Source organism: Pseudomonas sp. Soil_N_39 (genome assembly GCF_057655955.1).
The window spans coordinates 1-21650 of sequence record NZ_JBDGLI010000010.1; the positions used below are offsets into that span (position 1 = coordinate 1).

The following is a 21650-nucleotide window of genomic DNA, read 5'->3' on the forward strand; positions in this document are numbered from 1 at the left end:
TCCCACAGTTGTTTTGGGGTGTTCACCAGATCGGCATGCCACCGCAGATACCCCTGTGGGAGCGAGCTTGCTCGCGATGGGGCCTTTGGATCAGACCCTGAACTGGTTGATCAACCGCCGCTGCTGCTCCGCCAGTTTGGTCAGCCCGGCGCTGGCCGCGCTGGATTCGTCGGCGCCGCTGGCCACTTCGTTCGCCACTTGCCCGATGTTGATCACGTTGCGGTTGATGTCATCAGCCACGGCGCTTTGTTCCTCGGCAGCGCTGGCGATCTGGGTGTTCATGTCGTTGATCACCGACACCGCCTGGGTAATCGTCTCCAGGGCCTGGGCCGCTTTCGCCGCATGCTGCACGCTTTCATCGGTACGGTGCTGGCTGTCTTCCATCACCCGCACCACGTCCCGGGTGCCTTGTTGCAACTGCTGGATCATCGCCTGGATTTCTTCGGTCGCCTGCTGCGTTTTCTGCGCCAGGTTGCGCACTTCATCGGCGACCACCGCGAAACCACGGCCCTGTTCACCGGCCCGGGCCGCTTCGATGGCCGCGTTGAGGGCCAGCAGGTTGGTCTGCTCGGCGATGCCGCGGATGGCGGTGAGGATCGCGTTGATGTTCTCGCTGTCCTTGGCCAGTGTCTGCACCACACCCACCGCCTTGCCGATTTCCACGGCCAGGGCACCAATGGAGGTGGAGGTATCCCGGACGATCTGCATGCCCTGGCTGGCGGCTTGGTCCGCATGACTGGCGGCCTGGGCCGCCTGAGTCGCGTTGCGGGCCACGTCCTGGGCCGTGGCGGTCATTTCGTGCACCGCTGTGGCAACCTGATCGATCTCGGACATCTGCTTGTGCACGCCCTGATTGGTGCGGATCGCGATATCGGCCGTGTGCTCCGATGAGTCGCTGACGCTCTGCACCGAGGTCACCACCTGGGTGATCATGCCCTGCAACTTGCTCAGGAAGGTGTTGAACCCCCTGGCGATCGCCCCCAGCTCATCGGCGCGGTCGCTCACCAAGCGGCGGGTCAGGTCGCCTTCGCCCTGGGCGATGTCATCGAGCATTGCCACCATTTGCTTGAGTGGCCGGGCAATGCCGTGGCCCACCAGCCAGATCACCAGCAGGCCGATGCCGGCGATCACCAGGCCCACCATTGCCATGCCGAAGATATCGGCCTGGCGCTGTTGGTCGAGATCTTGCTGCAACGCTTGCAGGTCGGCCATGACCGCTTTCAGCGGCAACTGCAGCATCAGCGTCCAGCGAGCGTTGGTCTCGCCGATGCCGAACGGCATGTACACCTCGATATGCCCGTGTTCTTCATCAATGTCGTAGCGCACCTCGCCGACGCCCAGCTTGGCGAGGTTATCCAGTTCGCTGGCGTCCAGCAGGTCGCTGGCCTTTTCCCCGAGTTTGCTCGGGTCCTTGGTGAAGGCCACCAGCCGGTTGTTGTTGGAGAGCAAGGCCATTTCCCCGGCACCGTCGTACAACTTGCCGTCGGCGGCCACGAGCATGTCCTGGATGAAGTTCACCGACAGGTCGGCGCCGACGATGCCCTGGAACTTGCCATCGATCATGATCGGCTCGATGAACGAGGCGAGCATGGTCATCGTACTGCCGACGCGGTAGGGCGCCGGGTCGATCACGCAGGCTTTCTTGCTGTCCTGGGAGCACAGGTAGTACTCACTGGCGCGGATGCCGGTGGAGAGCAGTTTCTGGTCAGTCACGTCGGCAAGTTTTTCCAGGCCCAGGGAGCCGTCCTGGTTGCGAAACCACCACGGTAGGAAACGTCCATTGGTTTCCATGCCCAGCACCGGGCTGTTCACATAATTGGCGTCATCGTGGTCGATGGCGTTCGGCTCCCAGGCGATATAGGCGCCGAGGATCTTCGGGTTGCGCACCACGGTTTCGCGCAGCAGGCTGATCATTTGCTCGCGGGGTACCTTCAGTTGCGGGTTGCCGTCCGCGCCGTTCATACCCATCAAGGCATTGCTGGTGGCCAGGCCACGGGCGAGCAACAGCGGTGCTTCCAATTCCCGCTGGATCAGGCTGGCCTGGGTGCGGGCCAGGGCACTGAGGCGTTGTTCGATGAGTTGCTCGAACTGCGCCTTGGTTCGCTGTTGCACCATCTCCTGGGTGCGGGCGCCGGCAAACAGCGCGTACAGCACAAGGGCGCCGACCACGCTGAGCACGATGGCACCGGCCAGGGCGGCCACGGAAAACTGGATCGATCTGAATTTCATAAAGGCTCCGGACGCGGAAATGACGTCTGGAGTCTTTATCGGCGTTTCAGTGGCGCGGCATGAGGCGCTGTTCGTCGGGTGACTGTATTAGCGAAGTGGGTGTCGCAAATGGACGCGGTGAGATCTGTCCGAAAAAACGCTAATCCCTCCTTGTGTATCTGGCGCCGATACAAATCAAGGCCTAGGATACGCCCACGATTCCATGGAGCTTTTTTTGTATGAACAAGACTTTGATGGTCAGCGCTCTCAGCGCGGGTCTGCTGCTTGCAGGTTGCCAGTCAGTCAACACCACCAGCGGCGGAGCCGTGGGCGTGGAGCGCAAGCAGTACATGTTCAGCATGCTGTCGACCGACCAGGTCAACCAGATGTACGCCCAGTCCTATCAAAAGACGATGGGCGAGGCGAGTGCCCAGGGCGTGTTGGACAAGACCAGCAGTGATGCCAAGCGGGTCCAGGCTATCTCCAGTCGGCTGATCGCCCAGGCGCCGGTGTTCCGTCCTGATTCTGCGCAATGGAACTGGGAAGTGAACCTGATCAAGAGCGATGAGCTCAACGCCAGCTGCGGCCCTGGTGGGAAAATTATTTTCTACACCGGTCTGATCAATAAGCTGAAGCTCACCGACGATGAAATCGCCGCGATCATTGGCCATGAAATCGCCCACGCCCTGCGCGAGCACGGGCGCGAAGCAATGTCCAAGGCCTATGGCATCGAGATGGCCAAGCAGGGCGCCGGCGCCATCTTCGGCCTCGGCCAGGACAGCCTGGCATTGGCTGACACCGTCGCCAACTACGGCATGACCTTGCCCAACAGCCGAGGTAACGAGAACGAAGCCGACCTGATCGGCCTCGAACTGGCCGCCCGCGCCGGCTACGACCCGAACGCCGCGATCACCCTGTGGAACAAGATGGCCAAGGCCTCGGAAGGCGCGCCGCCGGAATTCATGAGCACCCACCCATCGTCGAGCAGTCGTATCGCTTCGTTGCAGGCGGCGATTCCGAAGGTGATGCCGCTGTATCAGCAGGCCAAGAAGTAAGCATCGCTGTGGGAGTAAAGCTTGCTCGCGACAGGGGCGACGCAGACGTCAATCAGACCGCGTCATGGCTTATCGCGAGCAAGCTATGCTCCCACAGTTATCCTCAGCCCAAAGTGTGACACAGGGTCAAACCCACCCACTGCTCTGCATCGCCTTGTACACCGCCACGATCGCCAGGACAAAGAACGCCGAGGCGGCCAGGCGGCGGATCAGGGTCAGGGGCAGCTTCTCGGCGGCGAAATTGCCCGCCAGGACCACTGGCACGTTGGCAATCAACATGCCCACGGTGGTGCCAATGATCACCAGCCACAGCTCCGGGTATTGCGCGGCGAGCATCACCGTGGCGATCTGCGTCTTGTCGCCGATTTCCGCCAGGAAGAACGCAATCAGCGTGGTCAGGAATGGTCCGAACCGGCGGGCCGTGTTGGCTTCCTCATCGTCCAGTTTGTCCGGGACCAGGGTCCACAGCGCCGTGGCCGTGAAGCTGGCCGCCAATATCCAGTGCAGGACCGCGTCGGAGAAAAAACCGCTGACCCAGGCGCCGACCGCACCGGCCGCCGCATGGTTGGCCAGGGTCGCGGCAACGATGCCGGCGATGATCGGCCAGGGTTTGCGAAAGCGAGCGGCCAGGATGAGCGCGAGCAATTGCGTCTTGTCGCCGATTTCGGCCAGCGCAACGATCGCCGTGGGTACGAGGAGTGAGTCCAGCATCAGGGAGTTCCTAAAGGGGCGGGTCGACACGGCTATGACACGTACAGCCTTCCCGCCCCGGGTAAGGTGTGCGTGTCATAGGTCTTGTCAAACCCAGCGACCATCTGCGTGGACGCTTGGGCCGCATACGCCATGGTCTGCTGACCAAGTATGTTGACGTATGCCGGGCGAGCATGGCGCTCGCGGGAGACTACTCCCCTAGGACGGAGCGGATTCTGCCTAGGCAAATCCGATTGAGCAAGTGCTGTTTCCTAAAAAACTTCAGCCGCGCTTGGCCCGATAGATGCGAAAACCCTGCCCTTCGGCCTTGATCGCGCAGACGCCCAAATGCTCCTCGATCAGCGGCTGGTACTTGAGGAAACTATTGGCGACCAAGCGAAGTTCGCCGCCGTTTTTCAGATGTTTGGCCGCTTTTCGCAGCAGGTTCTCCGTGGCGTGGTAGTCGGTATGCACACCGACATGGAACGGCGGGTTGCTCAGGATCGCGCTCAAACCCATCGGTGCAGCGTCGATGCCATCACCGGTCAGCACGTCGGCTTCCAAGCCATTGGCGGCCAGGGTCAGGCGACTGCTGGCGGCGGCGAACGCGTCCACGTCCAACAGGGTGACGGTGTTGTGTGGATAGCGCCGCTTGACCGCCGCCCCCAGCACGCCGGCACCGCAGCCGAAGTCGAGCAAATGCCCGCTGGGCAGTTTATCCAAGTGTTCCAACAGCAGCGCACTGCCGCGATCCAGGCGACCGTGGCTGAACACTCCCGGCAGGCTGATGACCTTCAGCGGGCCTTCGGCCAGGGGCAGTTCGTAGGTCTGGGCCAGGCTTTCCAGTGGCGTGGCCTCGGGCGCATTCGCGACCGTGACTTGCCACAGCTGGCAGTGCCGCGCGCTGTCGAGTTTGCGCGGCTTGCCGAACGGGTTGAGCTGCTTGGAGGCGCCTTCGATGCCGCTGCGTTTTTCCCCCACCAGGTACACCTCGCGCCCGGCCAGGCGCGCCGCCACGGCATTGAGGAGGTAGTCGGTCAGGTCCTTGGCCTTGGGCAAGAACACCACGGCGGTGTCGAACCCATGCTCGGGGACGTTCACGCCAAAGTGGCTGCGCTCGGGAAAACGAGCGTCCAGCGCCGCCTGATCGCCGGCATGCCAGCACCAACCATGGGCCTCAGGCAAACGGCCGAGCAGGTCATCGGCGGGCAGGCCAGCCAACAACACCGAACCCTGGAATAATTCGGCCTGACGAAGCAGTACTTCACTGCGCGGATCCATGGTCTGCTCCTTGAAAAAAAGTGCGGCAGTTTATCAACTGACGACACGCCGCGCTGTACCGCTGAAAAAGCCTTGGGCGTTTTCGCTCATTTGGCCGACGATCCGTTGCCGCGCCTCGCGGCTGCCCCAGGCGTTGTGTGGAGTGACGATCAACCGTGGGATATCGTTGGCCAGCAGCGGGTTGCCTTGGGTCGGCGGCTCCACGCTGAGCACGTCGGTGGCGGCACCACCCAAATGACCGCTGCGCAGTGCTTCGGCCAGGGCCTGTTCGTCGATCAGGCCGCCACGGGCGGTGTTGACCACAAATGCGCCGTGCTTGAGCCGGGCCAGTTCGCGGGCACCGATGAAGTTTCGGGTGTGCTCGTTGAGCGGGCAGTGCAGGGTCAGGGCATCGACTTGCGGCAGCAGTTGCTCCAGCGGCAAGCGGTCGGGGCGGACCGGGCGCCCGGGAATCTGCCCCAGCAGCACGCGCATGCCAAAGGCCTCGGCCAGCCGCCCGACAGCGCTGCCCAACTCGCCATGGCCGAGCAAGCCCAGGGTCTTGCCTTGCAGTTCGACAATCGGATAGTCCAGCAGGCAAAACTGCGAAGCCTGCTGCCAGCGACCTTCCCCCACCGCTTTTTGATAATCGGCCAGGCGCGTCGCCAGGTTCAGCAACAGCATGATGGTGTGCTGGGCCACCGACGGCGTGCCGTAGCCCTGGCAATTGCACACCGTGATGCCGTGGTGGCGAGCGGCTTCCAGGTCGACGTTATTAGTACCGGTGGCGCTGATCAGGATCAGCTTCAGTTCGGGGTTGGCGGCCATGGCCTGGGCATCGATCACGGCCTTGTTGGTGATCGCCACGGTGGCGCCCTTGAGCCGCTCGATCACCTGCTCCGGCGTGGTCCGGGCGAACAGTTGCAGGTCGCCGAAGCAGGCGCGCAACGGGGCCAGGTCCAGGTCGCCGAGGTCCAGGGAAGGGTGGTCGAGGAAAACGGCGCGGGCGGTGTTCGTCATCAGCTGTACCTTTTATGTCAAGAACCGAAGGCGTAATGTGGCGAGCCTATCAGATGGAATGTGGCTGTGGCCTGGCCCGAATAATGGGCTTATGAAGAACCCTGTGGCGAGGGGATTTATCCCCGCTGGGCTGCGAAGCGGCCCCCAAACCAGGCAACTCGGTGTACCAGGCAGATTGAGTTCACTGCTTTTAGGACTGCTGCGCAGCCCAACGGGGATAAATCCCCTCGCCACAGATTCACTTGCCACACAGTTGATGTTTGTTTCGAGATTGAGCTAGCCAAGGAGCCACCATGTACCTCACCGAATTCCTCACCGTCGCCCTGATCCACCTGCTGGCCGTCGCCAGCCCCGGGCCGGATTTTGCCGTGGTGGTGCGCGAAAGCGTGACCCATGGCCGGCGCGCCGGGACCTGGACGGCGTTGGGCGTCGGCACGGCGATTTTCCTGCACGTGGGCTATTCGTTGCTGGGCATCGGCCTGATCGTGTCGCAATCGATCGTGCTGTTCAACGCGCTGAAATGGGCCGCCGCCGCGTACCTGCTGTACATCGGCTTCAAGGCACTACGGGCGCAACCGGCCAAGCCGGCCGAGGAAAACCTGCACAAGGAAGTCGGTGAGCGTACCGCCCGTGGCGCGTTCATTTCCGGCTTTGTCACCAATGGCCTGAACCCCAAGGCGACGCTGTTTTTCCTGTCGCTGTTCACCGTGGTGATCAATCCGCATACGCCGTTGGCGATCCAGGCCGGTTATGGCGTGTACCTGGCGATGGCGACGGCCGTCTGGTTCTGCCTGGTGGCGCTGTTGTTTAGCCAGCAACGGGTGCGCGCCGGCTTCGCGCGCATGGGCCACTGGTTCGACCGGACCATGGGCGCGGTGCTCGTCGCCATTGGGGTGAAGCTGGCGTTTACCGAGGCGCATTGATCCAGCGCCCACAGTCCCGGACATGGCTCAAGGCTAGTATCTGCGCGCGGATCAAATCATTCCTTTGGGTGATTTGATCCGTGTATAAGCGCTCTAGAGTGCTTACTTCCAGCCAAGACCGTGCAGTCAGAAAAGGGACTCTTATGTTGCAGACTCGCGTTATTCCTCCAGCCGAAGGCGCCTATCAATACCCGCTGCTGATCAAGCGGCTGCTGATGTCCGGCACGCGTTACGAGAAAACCCGCGAGATCATCTACCGTGACCAACTGCGCTACAGCTATCCGACGCTGATCGAACGGGTCGCGCGCCTGGCCAACGTGTTGACCGAGGCGGGGGTCAAGGCCGGCGATACCGTGGCCGTGATGGACTGGGACAGCCACCGTTACCTGGAATGCATGTTTGCGATCCCGATGATCGGCGCGGTGATCCACACCATCAACGTGCGCCTGTCACCGGAGCAGATCGTCTACACCATGAATCACGCCGAGGACCGCTTCGTGCTGGTCAACAGCGAGTTCGTCGGCTTGTACCAGGCGATCGCCGGGCACCTGACCACGGTGGACAAGACCCTGCTGCTGACCGACCTGCCGGAAAAAACCGCCGACCTGCCGAACCTGGTGGGTGAGTACGAGCAATTGCTGGCCGCCGCCACGCCCACCTACGATTTCCAGGATTTCGACGAAAACTCCGTCGCCACCACGTTCTACACCACCGGCACCACGGGCAACCCCAAGGGCGTGTACTTCACCCATCGGCAACTGGTGCTGCACACCATGGGCGTGGCGACCATCATGGGGGCCATCGACAGCGTGCGGCTGCTGGGCACCAACGACGTGTACATGCCCATCACGCCGATGTTCCATGTCCACGCTTGGGGCCTGCCCTACGTGGCGACCATGCTCGGGCTCAAGCAGGTCTACCCGGGCCGCTACGACCCCGAACTCCTGGTCCAGCTGTGGCGCAAGGAAAAGGTCACCTTTTCCCATTGCGTGCCAACCATCCTGCAAATGGTCCTCAATGCCAAGGGCGCCCAGGACACCGACTTCGGCGGCTGGAAGATCGTCATCGGCGGCAGCGCCCTGAACCGCAGCCTGTACGAAGCGGCCAAGGCCCGGGGCATCCAGCTCACCGCCGCCTACGGCATGTCGGAAACCGGCCCGCTGGTGTCCTGCGCCCACCTCAACGCGGAACTGATGGCCGGCAGCGAAGACGAACGCACCACCTACCGGATCAAGGCCGGTGTGCCGGGGCCGCTGGTGGAGGCGGCGATTGTCGACGCCGAGGGACGGTTCCTGCCGGCCGATGGCGAGACCCAGGGCGAACTGGTGCTGCGCGCGCCGTGGCTCACCGAGGGCTATTTCAACGAGCCGCAGAAGGGCGCCGAGCTCTGGGCCGGCGGTTGGCTGCACACCGGTGACGTCGCCACGCTCGACAACATGGGCTTCATCGACATCCGCGACCGCATCAAGGACGTGATCAAGACCGGTGGCGAATGGATCTCCTCCCTGGACCTGGAAGACCTCATCAGCCGTCACGCGGCGGTACGTGAAGTAGCAGTGGTCGGCATTCCCGATCCGCAGTGGGGCGAGCGGCCGTTTGCCTTGCTGGTGGTTCGCGAAGGGCATGAGATCGGGGCTCGCGAACTCAAGGAGCACCTCAAGCCGTTCGTTGAGCTGGGGCACTTGAGCAAGTGGGCGATCCCGAGCCAGATCGCCCTTGTTACGGAAATTCCCAAGACCAGCGTCGGCAAGCTCGATAAGAAGCGCATCCGCGTCGACATCACCGAATGGCAGAGCAACAACAGCACCTTCCTCTCCACGCTTTAGGCCCTTTCGCCGTGCCCGAAAGGGCACGGCAGCCCCACCAAGCAAGCGCTTGCCTTGTCAAACTGAAAATTTCAGCCATCCTTGCCGTGCCGGCATCTGTCGGCCTGGCAAAAGGACTGTTCCAGAGTGGTTGAGGGCTGCAAATCACACTTTAGAGGGATCAAGCCGTACTACCTGCTGGCTATAGTCCGCTCAAGGGATTTTCGGAATGGGACGTACGTGCCAGCACGGCGAAGGGTTTCCGGAAATGTCCGCTGCCATAACAATAAAACACATGGAGTTGCGTCGATGACCTCAGCAAACACTTTCTGGCGCCGGGCAAAACTGCCTCTGGCTGTCAGTCTTGCCTCCTCGCTCGCCGGCCCTGCATTCGGCGTCAGCTTCAACATTGGTGAAATCGAAGGCCAGTTCGACTCGTCCTTGTCGGTGGGGGCGAGCTGGTCCACGGCCAACGCCAACAAGGATCTGATCGGTGTCAACAACGGCGGCCGTGGGCTGTCGCAGACCTCCGATGACGGCCACTTGAACTTCAAGCGCGGGGAAACCTTCTCGAAGATCTTCAAGGGCATCCACGACCTGGAACTGAAGTACGGCGATACCGGCGTGTTTGTGCGCGGCAAGTACTGGTACGACTTTGAACTCAAGGACGAAAACCGCCTGTACAAGGACATCAGCGACAACAATCGCAAGGAGGGCGCCAAGTCTTCCGGCGGGCAGATCCTCGATGCGTTCGTCTATCACAACTACGCCATTGCCGATCAGCCGGGTTCGGTCCGCCTGGGCAAGCAGGTTGTCAGCTGGGGTGAAAGTACCTTCATCCAGGGCGGCATCAACTCCATCAACCCGGTCGATGTGTCCGCATTCCGTCGTCCTGGTGCCGAGGTCAAGGAAGGCTTGATCCCGGTCAACATGTTCTATGTGTCCCAGAGCCTGACCGACAATTTGTCGGCTGAAGCTTTCTACCAGTTGGAGTGGGACCAGACTGTTGTCGATAACTGCGGTACGTTCTTCTCCCAGCCAGATGTTATTGCCGATGGCTGTACGGATAATCTGCGGGTGTTGAATAAACGTTCCAGGATCCCAGGGGCTGCCTTGCCGGCCTTGGGTGCATTTGGTGTGGACGTGAACGAGGAAGGGGTCCTGGTCCGCCGGGGGGCTGATCGTGATGCCCGTGACGGCGGCCAATGGGGCGCGTCCTTGAAGTATATGTTCGAGCCGCTGGACACCGAATTCGGTGCCTACTTCATGAACTACCACAGCCGTGCGCCGATTTTCAGTGCCACGGGAGCTGCACAACAGTTCTACTCCACGCCGTTGGGGCCGTTGGCAGGGCTGCGCCCTCTGATCGTGGCGGGTAATTCCAAATACTTCGTTGAATACCCGGAAGACATTCGGCTCTATGGCTTGAGTTTCTCCACTACCTTGCCCACCGGCACGGCCTGGAGCGGCGAGCTGAGTTATCGGCCGAATGCGCCGGTGCAGTTGAGTACCACCGATATTCTCTTTGCAGGTGTTACTCCGATCCCGGGTTTTGGTAATGCCTCGGTGCTCGATGGCACCCCAGGTCAGGATCTGCACGGCTATCGCCGCAAGGAAATCACCCAGTTCCAGACCACCTTTACCCACTTCCTCGATCAAGTTATGGGCGCGAGCCGTCTGACCTTGGTGGGTGAGATTGGGGTCACTCACGTCGGAGGGCTGGAAAGCAGGTCCGAGGCTCGCTACGGCCGTGACCCAGTGTTCGGTCCAGGTGAACTGCCCAATGGCTTCTGTAACACGCTCAACGCCTCTACCGCCGCAGGTGGCGGCCAGACCAGCAGCGGTGTGAACAGCAACTGCAACAACGACGGCTTCACCACCTCCACGTCCTGGGGCTACCGCGCTCGCGCCATCTGGGAATACCCGGACGTCTTCGCCGGCGTGAACCTCAAGCCCAACGTGGCCTGGTCCCATGACGTCAAAGGCTACTCGCCAGGCCCTGGCGGCAACTTCGAAGAAGGCCGCAAGGCCGTCAGCCTCGGGCTGGATGCCGAGTACCAGAACACCTACAACGCCAGCCTGGCCTACACCAACTTCTTTGGTGGCGACTTCAGTACCGTGGACGATCGTGACTTCCTGGCGCTCAGCGTCGGCGTGACCTTCTAAGCACCGAATTTCAGGACGACACACTATGAAAATAACAAAGAATCTGTTGCAGGTCGGTGTTCTGGGGCTATCCCTGCTGGCTGCCAGCGTCATGGCGGCAGTGCCTGCTGCCGAGGCCGACAAACTGGGCAAGAGCCTGACGCCGATGGGCGCCGAGATGGCCGGCAATGCCGACGGCTCGATCTCGGCCTGGAAACCCATGGCCAAGAACGCCGGTGCCGTGGACAGCAAGGGCTTCCTTGCCGATCCATTCCCGACGGAAAAACCGCTGTTCACCATCACTGCGCAGAATGTCGAGCAGTACAAGGCCAAACTCGCCCCGGGCCAGTACGCGATGTTCAAGCGCTACCCGGAAACCTTCAAGATGCCGGTCTACCCGACCCATCGCGGCGCCACCGTGCCGGACGAGGTGTTCGCCTCCATCAAGAAAAACGCGGTCAACACCAAGCTGGTCTCCGGTGGCAACGGCCTGGAGAACTTCGAGACGGCCGTGCCGTTCCCGATTCCCCAGAGCGGCGTGGAAGTCATCTGGAACCACATCACCCGCTATCGCGGCGGCAGCGTGACGCGCCTGGTCACCCAGGCCACCCCGCAGCCCAACGGTTCGTACAGTCTGGTGTACTTCCGCGACCAATTCGTGTTCCGCGACAAGATGAAGGATTTCGATCCGGCCAACCCTGGCAACATCCTGTTCTACTTCAAGCAACAAGTGACCGCGCCAGCGCGCCTGGCCGGTGGCGTGCTGCTGGTGCACGAGACCCTCGACCAAGTGAAGGAACCGCGCTCGGCGTGGGTCTACAACGCGGGTCAGCGCCGCGTGCGCCGTGCCCCGCAAGTGTCCTATGACGGCCCGGGTACGGCGGCCGACGGCCTGCGTACCTCCGACAACCTGGACATGTACAACGGCGCACCGGACCGCTACGACTGGAAACTGGAAGGCAAGCAAGAGATGTACATCGCTGCCAACAGCTACAGGATCGATTCGCCGCAACTCAAGTACGCCGACATCATCAAGGCCGGCCACATCAACCAGGACCTGACCCGCTATGAGCTGCGTCGTGTCTGGCACGTGACCGCGACCCTGAAGGAAGGTCAGCGCCACATCTACGCCAAGCGTGACTTCTTCATCGATGAAGACACCTGGCAAGCTGCGGTGATCGACCACTACGACGGTCGTGGCCAACTGTGGCGCGTGGCCGAGGCCCATGCCGAGAACTACTACGACAAGCAAGTGCCGTGGTACGCCCTGGAAACCCTCTACGACCTGCAGTCCGGCCGCTACCTGGCACTGGGCATGAAGAACGAAGAGAAATCGGCCTATGACTTCGGCTTCACCGCCACCACCGCCGATTTCACCCCGAACGCACTGCGTCAGGACGGCATCCGCTAAACCGCTCCACCCGAGGCCGCATCCTCGAAACAACGCCCCGACTGGTTCGGGGCGTTTTTTGGCCAGCACAAAACCCCTGTGGCGAGGGGATTTATCCCCGCTGGGTTGCGAAGCGACCCCCTAAGCCATCTACCTCGGAATATCAGCCGGATAGCCTTCAAGCTTTTTGGGGCTGCTTCGCAGCCCAACGGGGATAAATCCCCTCGCCACAAAAAGCGGCACCTTAAAGGGCCATCGGCGTGTAGTCTTTTTGTAGCCATTTGTAGCACTCCCTTCAATACCTCCTCGTTTACCGCTAGTCTGCGGACATCTGCAATGCCGCCACCCGCATTCCTACAAGAGCCGGCCATGACTGATTTGTCTTCACTTCCGGATTCTGCCCGCGCAGCCATCGCGGTACAGGACGGGCGTTTCTACCGCCCGCCCTTGCCCGATGGCCATGTCGCGCGGCCGCGGTTGTGCGAGCGGTTGGGCGCAGGGCTCGGGGGCAGGTTGCTGCTGGTCAGTGCACCGGCGGGGTTTGGTAAAAGCTCCCTGGCGGTGGAGTTCTGCCAGAGCCTGCCGGCCCATTGGCAAAGCCTCTGGTTGGGGCTCAGTGCCCGAGACAACGACCCTGGGCGTTTCCTGGAACGCCTGCTCGAAGGGCTCCAGGCGTTTTTCCCGCAACTGGGCGGCCGGGCACTGGGGCTGCTGAAAATGCGCCAGCGCCATCAACCCTTTGCCTTCGAAGAATGGCTCGATGGCCTGCTGGACGAGCTGTCCACGCACTTATCGCCGCGCGAGCCCTTGCTGCTGGTCCTCGACGATTACCATTTGGCCCAAAGCCCGGTGCTGGATCGCTGCCTGCAGTTTTTTCTCAATCACCTGCCCGACGGTTTGCTGGTGCTCGTCACCAGCCGCCAGCGCCCGGACTGGCATCTGGCACGCCTGCGCCTGTCACGGCAATTGCTCGAACTCAACGAGCAAGACCTGCGCTTGACCCACGAAGAAGCCTTGACCCTGCTCCAGCACCACAGCAGCTCGTTGCGCGGTGAGGCACTGGAGAATCTCATCCAGCGCAGTGAAGGCTGGGTGGCCGGGCTGCGCTTCTGGTTGCTGGCCGCGTCCGAAGCCGGCACCGAAGGCCTGCTGCCCCAGGCCCTGCACGGCGGGGAAGGGCTGATCCGCGATTACCTGCTCGAAGAAGTCATCGATTGCCTGCCCGCGGAGGTGCAGGCGTTCCTCTACGACACGGCCCCTCAGGAACGCTTTTGCAGCGCGCTGTGCGATGCCGTGCGCGAAGCCCATGACAGTGCGCAGATCCTGCGTTACCTGGCGGCTCACCAGGTATTCCTGGTGCCGCTGGACGAGCATGGCCATTGGTACCGTTATCACCACTTGTTTTCCGACCTGCTGCGCAGTCGCCCCAGCGCCCCGGCCATGGTCCCAGCCGCGACCCTGCACCTGCGGGCCTGTCGCTGGTTCAATGCCCAGGGTCTGATCGACGAAGCCGTGGAGCAGGCGCTACGGGCCGGGCACTTGGACGTGGCGGCGAACCTGGTGCAGAACCTTTCGGAGGAGCAGTTGCTGGCCGAGCAGAACGTCGGCATGTTGCTGCGCTGGAAGATGGACCTGCCCGACAGCCTGCTCATCAGCACGCCGAGGTTGATCGTGCTCTACAGCTGGGCGCTGGGGCTGGCCTGCCAGTTGGACGCTGCTGAAGAGCTTGCCGCGCACTTGAGTCGTTTCCTGCCGGCCCCCTCGGCCACTGCGCAAAAATCCATGCTCGCCCAATGGCTGGCCCTGAGCGGCATTGTCGCCCGTGGCCGTGGGGACCGGGAAGCCACCGTGCGTTATTGCAGCGAAGCCCTGGAAAGCCTGCCGCAAAAACGCTACGGCCAGCGGCTGATGTGCCTGTCCACATTGTCGAACCTGGCGATTGCTGACGGCGACCTGTGGCGCGCCCGGAACCTGAACCGCGAATCCCTGGAACTGGCGCAGCGGGTCGGCAACCCACTGTTCGAGGCCCTGGCCCATTACGATCGTGCCCGGGTCTTGCAGGCGCGGGGGGAGATCCTGCGGGCGTTGGACGAAGTACACCAGGGCCTGCAACGTTTGCACAAGCTACCGCCCCAACGGCTGTATGCGGTGCGGGCACGGTTGATCATGTACGAGGGTTTCCTGCTGACCTTGCGCATGCAACCCCAGGTCGGCCTGGCGCGGTTGCAGGCGGGCCTCACCGAAGCCCGCGCCTGCCGCGATATCAGCGTGCTGATCGGTCATTGCGTGATCGCCCGTATCGAAGGCTACAGCGGCGAGTTCGCCCGGGCCTTTGCCGAACTGGCTGAAGCCGAGCGCCTGATGCACATTTGGGACGTTCCGCCGATCTATTACCTGGCGATGATTACCCTGGTCAAATGCGAACTCTGGCTGGCTCAGGGCCGCACCGATCTGGCCGAAGCCTGGTTGGCGCGCTTGGGCCAGACCTACACGGGCGAACGGGCCGCCGCGCCACCGGAATTCCACCCGCAACTGCCGCTGCATGTCGAACTGCAGCAGGCGGTGCTGGAATCCATTCGGGGTCAACCGATGCTTGCAGAGGGGCGGCTCAATGCCTTGCTTGAGCATGGGCAGCAAACCGGTCGGCAGATGCTCAGCGTGATGGCGCTCAACCAGAAGGTCGCCTTGCTGCTGAGCCTCGGCCGCGAACCCGAAGCACGCCGCACCCTGGCCCAGGCTTTCGAAGCCGCCAGCGGCGGGGTGTTGCAGCCCTTCGAGTGGTTGTTCGGCAAGCACCGTGATTGGTTGCGCGAGCAACTGCTGCACGCGCCGCCCAGTACCTTGCGCGACCACTTGCTCGAACGCCTGCCCTCGACGGTGGCTCAGCCTACCGACCCGGCGGCGCCTGTCGAAACCCTCAGCAGTCGCGAGCGGGCGGTATTGCAGTTGATTGCCCAAGGCTGCTCGAACCAGGAAATCAGCGAGCAATTGTTCATCTCGCTACACACCGTCAAGACCCACGCCAGCCACATCAACAGCAAACTCGGCGTCGAGCGCCGCACCCAGGCGGTGGCGCGGGCGAAGGCGTTGGGGTTGTTGGGCTGAGCGGGGTTTATTTGTGTCGAAGAGCTTTTGTGGCGAGGGGATTTATCCCCGCTGGGGGCGAAGCCCCCTCCTCGGTGTATCAGGCATAAATCATGTCCGAAGCAATCGAGGGCTGCTTCGCAGCCCAGCGGGGATAAATCCCCTCGCCACAAAAAACAGTCAGTGCCAGTGAAGGAATGTTTGATGTTGCCCCTCTACAAAACCATCCCATCCCCCGTCGGCCAACTGATCCTCGTCGCCCGGGAGACAAGACTGGCGGCCATCCTGTGGGAAAACGAGCGGCTCAATCGGGTGCGTCTGGGGCCTTTGGAGGAAGACACCCAGCATCCAGTCCTCAAGGAAACCGAACGTCAGTTGCTGGAATACTTCGCCGGTCAGCGCCGTCGTTTCGAATTGGAGCTGGACTTTGCCGGCACTGATTTCCAGGTCCGAGTCTGGCACGCCTTGTTGACCATCCCCTTTGGAGAAACCCGCAGCTACCGCGACATCGCCCTCCAGATCGGCCAACCGACGGCGGTCCGGGCGGTCGGCGCCGCCAATGGTCGCAACCCCATCTCGATCATCGCCCCGTGCCACCGCGTCATCGGCAGCTCCGGCAGTCTTACCGGCTTCGCTGGCGGCCTGGCGGCCAAACAATTTCTGCTCAGCCTCGAAGGCCAGCAGAGTCTGCAGTTGGCGTTCTGACTGCCACTTTCCTTGTGGGAGTGGATGCAAATTTATAGTCACCCCAAAACAACTGTGGGAGCGAGCTTGCTCGCGATAGCGGATAGTCAGCTTGCGAATGTGTTGGCTGTGCCGCCGTCATCGCGAACAAGCTCGCTCCCACATTGATCGCAGATCACAGGTTTCAGGGGGATGGAGGTTTGGGAGCCCGCATGCGTGTCGGTGGCTGGCCGTTGGCGTTGTGCTGGTAGATCTGCGTGGGCTGGCCCTGTTCATTGAAGAACACCTGACCAATGCCGGCGCTGTTCCACAACCGTTCGCCCGCTTCGGCGTGTTCCGGGGTGTGGGGGACTATGCGCATGCTGCGGCGCTTGGTGAACCAGTTCAGGGGCGAGCGCGGCGAGTAGAGCCAGCGGTTCAGGCGGTCGAACCATTCCAGCAACACCGGCGGGAATTCATTCTTGATGCCGCTGCTGGTGATCTGCCAGATGCGCGGGCCGCCCTTGCGGTGTGGGATCAGCACCTCGTAGACGAAGGAATAATGCACGTCCCCTGACAGCACCACGTAATTACCCGGTGTGCGCGAGTGTCGGAAAATGTTCAGGATCACCTGGGCCGCGCCGCGATGGGCCATCCAGTTTTCCGCGTCCACCAGCAACGGATAACCGCACCAACTGAACACCCGCTGCACGGTCTCGATCAGCTTCACCCCGAAGATCGGCGCCGGTGAGACGATGATGGCCGAGGGGTGATCCAGCAACTCCTGCTGCAACTCGCTCAGGGCTTCCCAATCCAGCAGGCCGGAAGGCTGCTTGAGGTTGTTCTCGCTGCGCCAGCGGCGGGTCCGGGTGTCGAGCACCACCAGGGCTGGGGTGCTTGGCAGCACGTAATGCCAGTGCTGGAAAGCCAGCAAGGAGTCGATCAGTGTGTCCTGTGGCTCGCTGTCGAGGTAACGGTCCCGGGCTGTGTCGCTCAAGGCCAAGGTTTGCGGGAGTACGTCAACAAAGGCATCCGGGTTGTTGCCCCAGCCCTGGCAGAGCATGTAGGCGATCAAGGCATTGCCGATGATGCGTTTGGAGAACGGATGGCCGTAGGCCGTTTCCTCCCACTGCGCGGACAGATTCCAGTCATCGGTAATGTCATGGTCGTCGAAAATCATCAGGCACGACAAGTGCGCAAACACCCGTGCCACGCCGCCCAGTCCGGTCTTGAACGCATCGATGCGTTGCTGTTCCAGGTCGTAGCGCTGGCGCCGTTCGACGGTCAGCTCTGGCGGCTGCACCGCGATCAGTGTCCAGGGTACCGGCGACCACACCAGCAGGTACATCGCCATGACCTCGGCGAAGGTCACCAAGTGATTGTCGGCGCTACTGCTGGTGAAGATCGGCTTGCGCGCCCCGCCGAAAAAGCGTTCGCGCAGGGTTTCGTTGCTCTCCAGTGCCGGTAGCAAATCGGCGCGATGGTAATAACTGGCCGGGTGTTGGTAGAGCTTGGCGCTGTCTTCCACCACGGCGCCGTCCAGGCATTCCTCGAACAGCCCCAGGCGTTCGATCAGCCCGTGAATCGCCCGCAGCATGGGCCCGGCGACGTCGTCGGCATAGACCTGGTCGCCACTCATCATCAACAGTGCCGGGCGTTGCGCGGGGGCTTGCGCCAGCAGTCGGTCGACACAGAGCAGGCCGTCGTTGGCCGGGTAGTGGGGTTTTCGGCAAGAACCGTGGACCAATTGCTCGATGCGCGAGTGCAACATGAAGTTCGGGCACTGGGCGCCGTCATACAACAGGTGCGGCGCCCACTCGGCGATGGGCGCGTCGTCCACCAGCAGGTCGTAGTCAATCGCTACGTCCTGGGGCAGGGGCGCGTCGAGCGTCACATCGATCAAGTGCACAAACGCCCGCTGCCCCACCGGCACCACGGTGCAACGCGATGCATCGAGTTCCAGGTCGCCGACACCGTCAATGCGCAGCGTCAATGCCAACGCTCGCGTGCCCACCAGCCACATCACCAGGCGCGCAGGCTCCAGCCGCCGTAACAGCGGGCCGACCAGGACGAGGGGCAGGGTAGAGGTGAGGTCTGGGGTGGACGACAGCATTCGCGAGAAAAGCTCTGTTCAGGGAGAGGCGGGGATCATAGCGCAATGTGCCGGGTTGCTGGGGATGGGGAGGCATTGTGGTAACCCTGCTTTTGTGGCGAGGGGATTTATCCCCGCTGGGGTGCGAAGCGCCCCTAAAACCTGACACAGCGGTGTGCCTGGTTAATTGTTCGGGGCTGCTGCGCAGCCCAGCGGGGATAAATCCCCTCGCCACAAGGGGAAGTACTTGGCCATCTGATACCTATGCAAGTCACTGCATCATTGAGCGACGTTGGACGCCTGCGCCGCCTTGATCAAATCCGCCCCGATGTCCTTTTCGAACTTGGCCCACACCGGCTTCATCTTGTCACGCCAGGCGCTGCGTTCTTGCGGCGTGAGGGCAATGATCTCGGTGGTCTTGGCATCCAGCACATGCTGCTTGTCCTGCTGGTTGAATCGCTCCGCTTCCTGGTTGGCATGGGCGGTGGATTCGACCACGATCTTGTCCAGCTCGCTGCGGATGTCCGGCGGCAGGCCGTTCCAGAAGTCCGACGTGGTGATCAACATGTAGTCGAGTATGCCGTGGTTGGACTCGGTGACGTATTTCTGCACCTCATTGAGCTTCTGGTTGTAGAAATTCGAATAGGTGTTTTCCGTGCCGTGGACCAAGCCGGTGCGCAGGCCCTGGTACACCACCGAGAAAATCATCGGTTTGGCTTTGGCGTCCACTGCCTTGAACTGTTCCTCCAGCACCGTAGAAGTCTGGATCCGGAACGTCAGGCCACGGGCATCCTCAGGGGTGCGCAATGGCCTGTTGGCCGACAACTGCTTCATGCCGTTGTGCCAATAGGCCAGGCCCGTGACGTTCTTGCTTTCCATGGACCTGAGCAGCTTCTGGCCCTCGGGGCTCTGCTGGAAACGGTCCACGGCGGCGATGTCGTCGAATAGAAACGGTAGGTCGAACAACTGCACGGTCTTGGTGTACTGGTCGAACTTGGCCAGCGACCGGGCAATGATCTGCACCTCTCCCAGGAGCAAGGCTTCCATCTCCTTGTCATCGCCGTACAGCGTGGAGTTGGGGTACACCTCGACCTTCACTTTGCCCGGTAGCCGCTCCTCCGTGAGCTTCTTGAACATCAACGCGCCCTGGCCCTTGGGCGTTTGTTCGCCTACCACATGGGAGAATTTGATGACGATCGGCTCAGCCGCAATGGCCGTGCCCCACGCCCCGAAAGCCAGGGTGCAGGCGAGCGCTTTCCATACAGGTTTTAGCATTGCAAGGCGTCCCTTTCAGTGTCCGAAGGCACAGGGCCGACAGGTCGGCCCCATACCTCTGTAAGCGGGCAAGTTGTCCTGCGCCCGCCACGGTGTGTGTTTACCGGATTTAACTCATCCCCAACCAGTTAGGCAGCGCCAGCGAGATCCATGGCACGTAGGTAATCAGCACCAGGAACGCCAACAGGATCATCAACCACGGCATCGCCGCACGAATCGTGGCGGGCAGGGACATGCCGGTCACCGCCGAGGTGACGAACAGGTTCAGCCCCACCGGTGGCGTGATCAGGCCAATCTCCAGGTTGACCACCATGATGATGCCCAAGTGAATCGGGTCGATGCCCAGCTTCATGGCGATGGGGAACAGGATCGGCGCCAGGATCAGGATGATCGCCGAAGGCTCCATGAACGCGCCGGCAATCAGCAGCACGATGTTCACCACCAGCAGGAAGGTCACCGGCGTCAATCCGGCATCGATCACCCACGCGGTGATTTGCTGCGGCAGTTGCTCGGTGGTCAGCACATGGGCGAAGAGCATGGCGTTGGCGATGATGAACATCAGCATGATGCTCAGCTTGGCCGACTCCAGCAGCACCTTGGGTGTCTCGCGGAACGTAAGGTCCTTGTAGACGAACAGGGCAATGAACGCCGAATACACCGCCGCTACCGCCGCCGCTTCAGTGGGCGTGAACATCCCGGAATAAATCCCGCCGAGGATGATGAACATCAGCAACAGGCCCCAGATCGCCTGGCGTGCCGTGCTCAACCATTCCCGCAGCGTCGCCCGCGGCATTGCCGGCAGGTTTTTCTTCACGGCGACGATGTAGATCGCCACCATCAGGAAGAACCCCAACAGCAAGCCGGGAATCACACCGGCCATGAACAATTTGCCCACCGAGGTTTCGGTCGCCGCGGCATACACCACCATCACGATCGAGGGCGGAATCAGGATGCCCAGGGTCCCGGCGTTGCAGACGATGCCGGCGCCAAACGCCTGTGGATAACCCGAACGCACCATCCCGGCAATGGCAATGGAGCCGACCGCCGCCACTGTCGCGGGACTTGAACCCGACAACGCCGCAAACAGCATGCAGGCCAGCACCGCCGCAATTGCCAGGCCGCCACGGATATGGCCGACGCAGGCGTTGGCAAAATCGATCAACCGTCGCGCCACGCCGCCGGTGGTCATGAACGCACCGGCCAGCAGGAAGAACGGAATCGCCAGCAGCGTGTAATGCTCGGACGTTTCGAACAGCTTGATCGCCAGGGACCGAACCGAGTCGGGACTGAAGAAAATGATGGTCAACGATCCAGCCAGCCCCAACGAAATGGCGATGGGCACGCCGATGAACATCAGCACGAACAGTGCAATGAACAGGAAGGCAATGGTCATGGCTTGTCTTCCTCGTGTTCGGTCAATTTGATGGCTTCGGCCGCTTCATCGGCCAGGCCCAGGCCGGTCTGGCGATTCATCAGGATGCGCACGAGAATTTCCGCGAAACGAATGAACACCAGAGCGAACCCCACCGGCACGATCAGCCCGATATGCCATTGCATGATGCCGAAATGGCCAAGGTCCTCGGCGCCGATCTCGGCAATCATCAAGGTGTTGATCCACTCGAAACTCGCCACCGCCAGCAGCCCGGCGTAGGCGAGGCAGCACAGGCAGGCGATGACACCGATCAAGCGCTGCACCGGTTTGCTCGCCAGCTTCACCAGCGCATCGACGCCGATGTGCCCGGCCGTGCGCACGCCGTACGACAGGCCAAAGAAAATCAGCCAGCCAAACAGCGCCTTGGTCAGCGAACTACTCCAGGTCATTGCCTGGGCCATGCCCATGATGTTGTCGCCGATGGCGAACATCGGCTCGCTGGCGGCGGGCCAATGGTCGCCGAGGCTGTAGAAAACCGCATAGAGGTTATTGAGTACCACGTAGACGAACGTGACGAGCGTCATGGCGGCCAGAAGAAAGGCAATGAAACCTTCCTCGAAGTGTTCCCAGATGCGCCGGAGGGCGTTCATGGATGACATCTCCTGTGG

At 61.8% G+C, this 21650-nt stretch carries 15 protein-coding genes, 1 pseudogene and 1 riboswitch; of the genes and pseudogenes, 7 read left to right on the top strand and 9 right to left on the bottom strand.

Going from position 1 to position 21650, the window contains the following annotated elements:
• Positions 1-90 precede the first annotated feature (90 nt).
• The gene (locus AC3A5O_RS15875) at positions 91-933 is read right to left on the bottom strand and encodes a methyl-accepting chemotaxis protein (protein ID WP_370873798.1); all 843 of its coding nucleotides are present in this window, start codon (positions 931-933) and stop codon (positions 91-93) included.
• 15 nt (positions 934-948) lie between these two features.
• Positions 949-2229 (bottom strand): annotated as a pseudogene (locus AC3A5O_RS15880) (methyl-accepting chemotaxis protein); the annotation flags it as partial.
• Between the two features lie 218 nt (positions 2230-2447).
• Between AC3A5O_RS15880 and AC3A5O_RS15885 the strand changes: the two are divergent.
• Positions 2448-3263 carry a M48 family metallopeptidase gene (locus tag AC3A5O_RS15885; RefSeq protein ID WP_487753429.1) on the top strand — a complete coding sequence of 272 codons (816 nt, stop codon included), beginning with the start codon at positions 2448-2450 and terminating at the stop codon, positions 3261-3263.
• Between the two features lie 126 nt (positions 3264-3389).
• Here the strand turns inward: AC3A5O_RS15885 and AC3A5O_RS15890 are convergent, their stop codons facing one another.
• The 3 genes from AC3A5O_RS15890 to AC3A5O_RS15900 form a co-directional block, all read right to left on the bottom strand.
• Entirely contained in the window at positions 3390-3974 is a 585-nt protein-coding gene (locus tag AC3A5O_RS15890) for a TMEM165/GDT1 family protein (protein WP_305469762.1), read from the bottom strand.
• Positions 3975-4063: 89 nt separating this feature from the next.
• A riboswitch (yybP-ykoY riboswitch) is annotated at positions 4064-4186 on the bottom strand.
• A 49-nt stretch (positions 4187-4235) separates the two neighbouring features.
• Positions 4236-5234, bottom strand: coding sequence for a methyltransferase (locus AC3A5O_RS15895; protein WP_122568863.1), 999 nt, complete (start codon positions 5232-5234; stop codon positions 4236-4238).
• A 33-nt stretch (positions 5235-5267) separates the two neighbouring features.
• Complete coding sequence (locus AC3A5O_RS15900; RefSeq protein ID WP_122568862.1) at positions 5268-6233, bottom strand: 2-hydroxyacid dehydrogenase; 966 nt, start codon at positions 6231-6233, stop codon at positions 5268-5270.
• A 293-nt stretch (positions 6234-6526) separates the two neighbouring features.
• Here AC3A5O_RS15900 and AC3A5O_RS15905 point away from each other — a divergent pair, with 293 nt between their 5' ends.
• The 6 genes from AC3A5O_RS15905 (at position 6527) to AC3A5O_RS15930 (ending at position 16285) form a co-directional block, all read left to right on the top strand.
• Positions 6527-7156, top strand: a complete 630-nt coding sequence (locus AC3A5O_RS15905) for a LysE family translocator (RefSeq protein ID WP_122568861.1) — start codon at positions 6527-6529, stop codon at positions 7154-7156.
• Between the two features lie 143 nt (positions 7157-7299).
• Entirely contained in the window at positions 7300-8982 is a 1683-nt protein-coding gene (locus tag AC3A5O_RS15910; protein WP_122568860.1) for a fatty acid--CoA ligase, read from the top strand.
• A 288-nt stretch (positions 8983-9270) separates the two neighbouring features.
• On the top strand, positions 9271-11127 hold the full coding sequence (locus tag AC3A5O_RS15915; protein ID WP_122568859.1) for a DUF1302 domain-containing protein: 1857 nt from the start codon (positions 9271-9273) through the stop codon (positions 11125-11127).
• A 25-nt stretch (positions 11128-11152) separates the two neighbouring features.
• Positions 11153-12517, top strand: a complete 1365-nt coding sequence (locus AC3A5O_RS15920) for a DUF1329 domain-containing protein (RefSeq protein ID WP_122568858.1) — start codon at positions 11153-11155, stop codon at positions 12515-12517.
• A 348-nt stretch (positions 12518-12865) separates the two neighbouring features.
• Positions 12866-15601 carry a winged helix-turn-helix domain-containing protein gene (locus tag AC3A5O_RS15925; protein WP_305469767.1) on the top strand — a complete coding sequence of 912 codons (2736 nt, stop codon included), beginning with the start codon at positions 12866-12868 and terminating at the stop codon, positions 15599-15601.
• Between the two features lie 183 nt (positions 15602-15784).
• Entirely contained in the window at positions 15785-16285 is a 501-nt protein-coding gene (locus AC3A5O_RS15930; protein WP_122568856.1) for a methylated-DNA--[protein]-cysteine S-methyltransferase, read from the top strand.
• A 163-nt stretch (positions 16286-16448) separates the two neighbouring features.
• On the opposite strand, the gene AC3A5O_RS15935 is transcribed toward AC3A5O_RS15930, so the two are convergent.
• The 4 genes from AC3A5O_RS15935 to AC3A5O_RS15950 all read right to left on the bottom strand — a co-directional run bounded on the left by AC3A5O_RS15935 (position 16449) and on the right by AC3A5O_RS15950 (position 21632).
• The gene (locus tag AC3A5O_RS15935) at positions 16449-18356 is read right to left on the bottom strand and encodes an alkaline phosphatase D family protein (protein ID WP_487753430.1); all 1908 of its coding nucleotides are present in this window, start codon (positions 18354-18356) and stop codon (positions 16449-16451) included.
• 258 nt (positions 18357-18614) lie between these two features.
• On the bottom strand, positions 18615-19610 hold the full coding sequence (locus tag AC3A5O_RS15940; RefSeq protein ID WP_305469771.1) for a TRAP transporter substrate-binding protein: 996 nt from the start codon (positions 19608-19610) through the stop codon (positions 18615-18617).
• A gap of 109 nt (positions 19611-19719) precedes the next feature.
• Positions 19720-21003 (bottom strand): C4-dicarboxylate TRAP transporter large permease protein DctM, encoded by a 1284-nt coding sequence (gene dctM / locus AC3A5O_RS15945; RefSeq protein WP_122568853.1) that lies wholly within the window; start codon positions 21001-21003, stop codon positions 19720-19722.
• Positions 21000-21632 carry a TRAP transporter small permease gene (locus tag AC3A5O_RS15950; protein ID WP_053118531.1) on the bottom strand — a complete coding sequence of 211 codons (633 nt, stop codon included), beginning with the start codon at positions 21630-21632 and terminating at the stop codon, positions 21000-21002. Before AC3A5O_RS15950 ends, dctM begins: the two co-directional genes overlap by 4 nt.
• Positions 21633-21650: the final 18 nt, after the last annotated feature.

Bases quoted from the DNA above. Each gene is read 5' to 3' on its own strand.
- AC3A5O_RS15890 (WP_305469762.1), bottom strand. From the start codon at position 3,974: ATGCTGGACTCACTCCTCGTACCCACGGCGATCGTTGCGCTGGCCGAA.
- AC3A5O_RS15900 (WP_122568862.1), bottom strand. From the start codon at position 6,233: ATGACGAACACCGCCCGCGCCGTTTTCCTCGACCACCCTTCCCTGGAC.
- AC3A5O_RS15895 (WP_122568863.1), bottom strand. From the start codon at position 5,234: ATGGATCCGCGCAGTGAAGTACTGCTTCGTCAGGCCGAATTATTCCAG.
- AC3A5O_RS15920 (WP_122568858.1), top strand. From the start codon at position 11,153: ATGAAAATAACAAAGAATCTGTTGCAGGTCGGTGTTCTGGGGCTATCC.
- AC3A5O_RS15905 (WP_122568861.1), top strand. From the start codon at position 6,527: ATGTACCTCACCGAATTCCTCACCGTCGCCCTGATCCACCTGCTGGCC.
- AC3A5O_RS15940 (WP_305469771.1), bottom strand. From the start codon at position 19,610: ATGCTAAAACCTGTATGGAAAGCGCTCGCCTGCACCCTGGCTTTCGGG.
- AC3A5O_RS15875 (WP_370873798.1), bottom strand. From the start codon at position 933: ATGATCACCCAGGTGGTGACCTCGGTGCAGAGCGTCAGCGACTCATCG.
- AC3A5O_RS15950 (WP_053118531.1), bottom strand. From the start codon at position 21,632: ATGAACGCCCTCCGGCGCATCTGGGAACACTTCGAGGAAGGTTTCATT.
- AC3A5O_RS15930 (WP_122568856.1), top strand. From the start codon at position 15,785: ATGTTGCCCCTCTACAAAACCATCCCATCCCCCGTCGGCCAACTGATC.
- AC3A5O_RS15910 (WP_122568860.1), top strand. From the start codon at position 7,300: ATGTTGCAGACTCGCGTTATTCCTCCAGCCGAAGGCGCCTATCAATAC.
- dctM (WP_122568853.1), bottom strand. From the start codon at position 21,003: ATGACCATTGCCTTCCTGTTCATTGCACTGTTCGTGCTGATGTTCATC.
- AC3A5O_RS15925 (WP_305469767.1), top strand. From the start codon at position 12,866: ATGACTGATTTGTCTTCACTTCCGGATTCTGCCCGCGCAGCCATCGCG.
- AC3A5O_RS15915 (WP_122568859.1), top strand. From the start codon at position 9,271: ATGACCTCAGCAAACACTTTCTGGCGCCGGGCAAAACTGCCTCTGGCT.
- AC3A5O_RS15885 (WP_487753429.1), top strand. From the start codon at position 2,448: ATGAACAAGACTTTGATGGTCAGCGCTCTCAGCGCGGGTCTGCTGCTT.
- AC3A5O_RS15935 (WP_487753430.1), bottom strand. From the start codon at position 18,356: ATGCTGTCGTCCACCCCAGACCTCACCTCTACCCTGCCCCTCGTCCTG.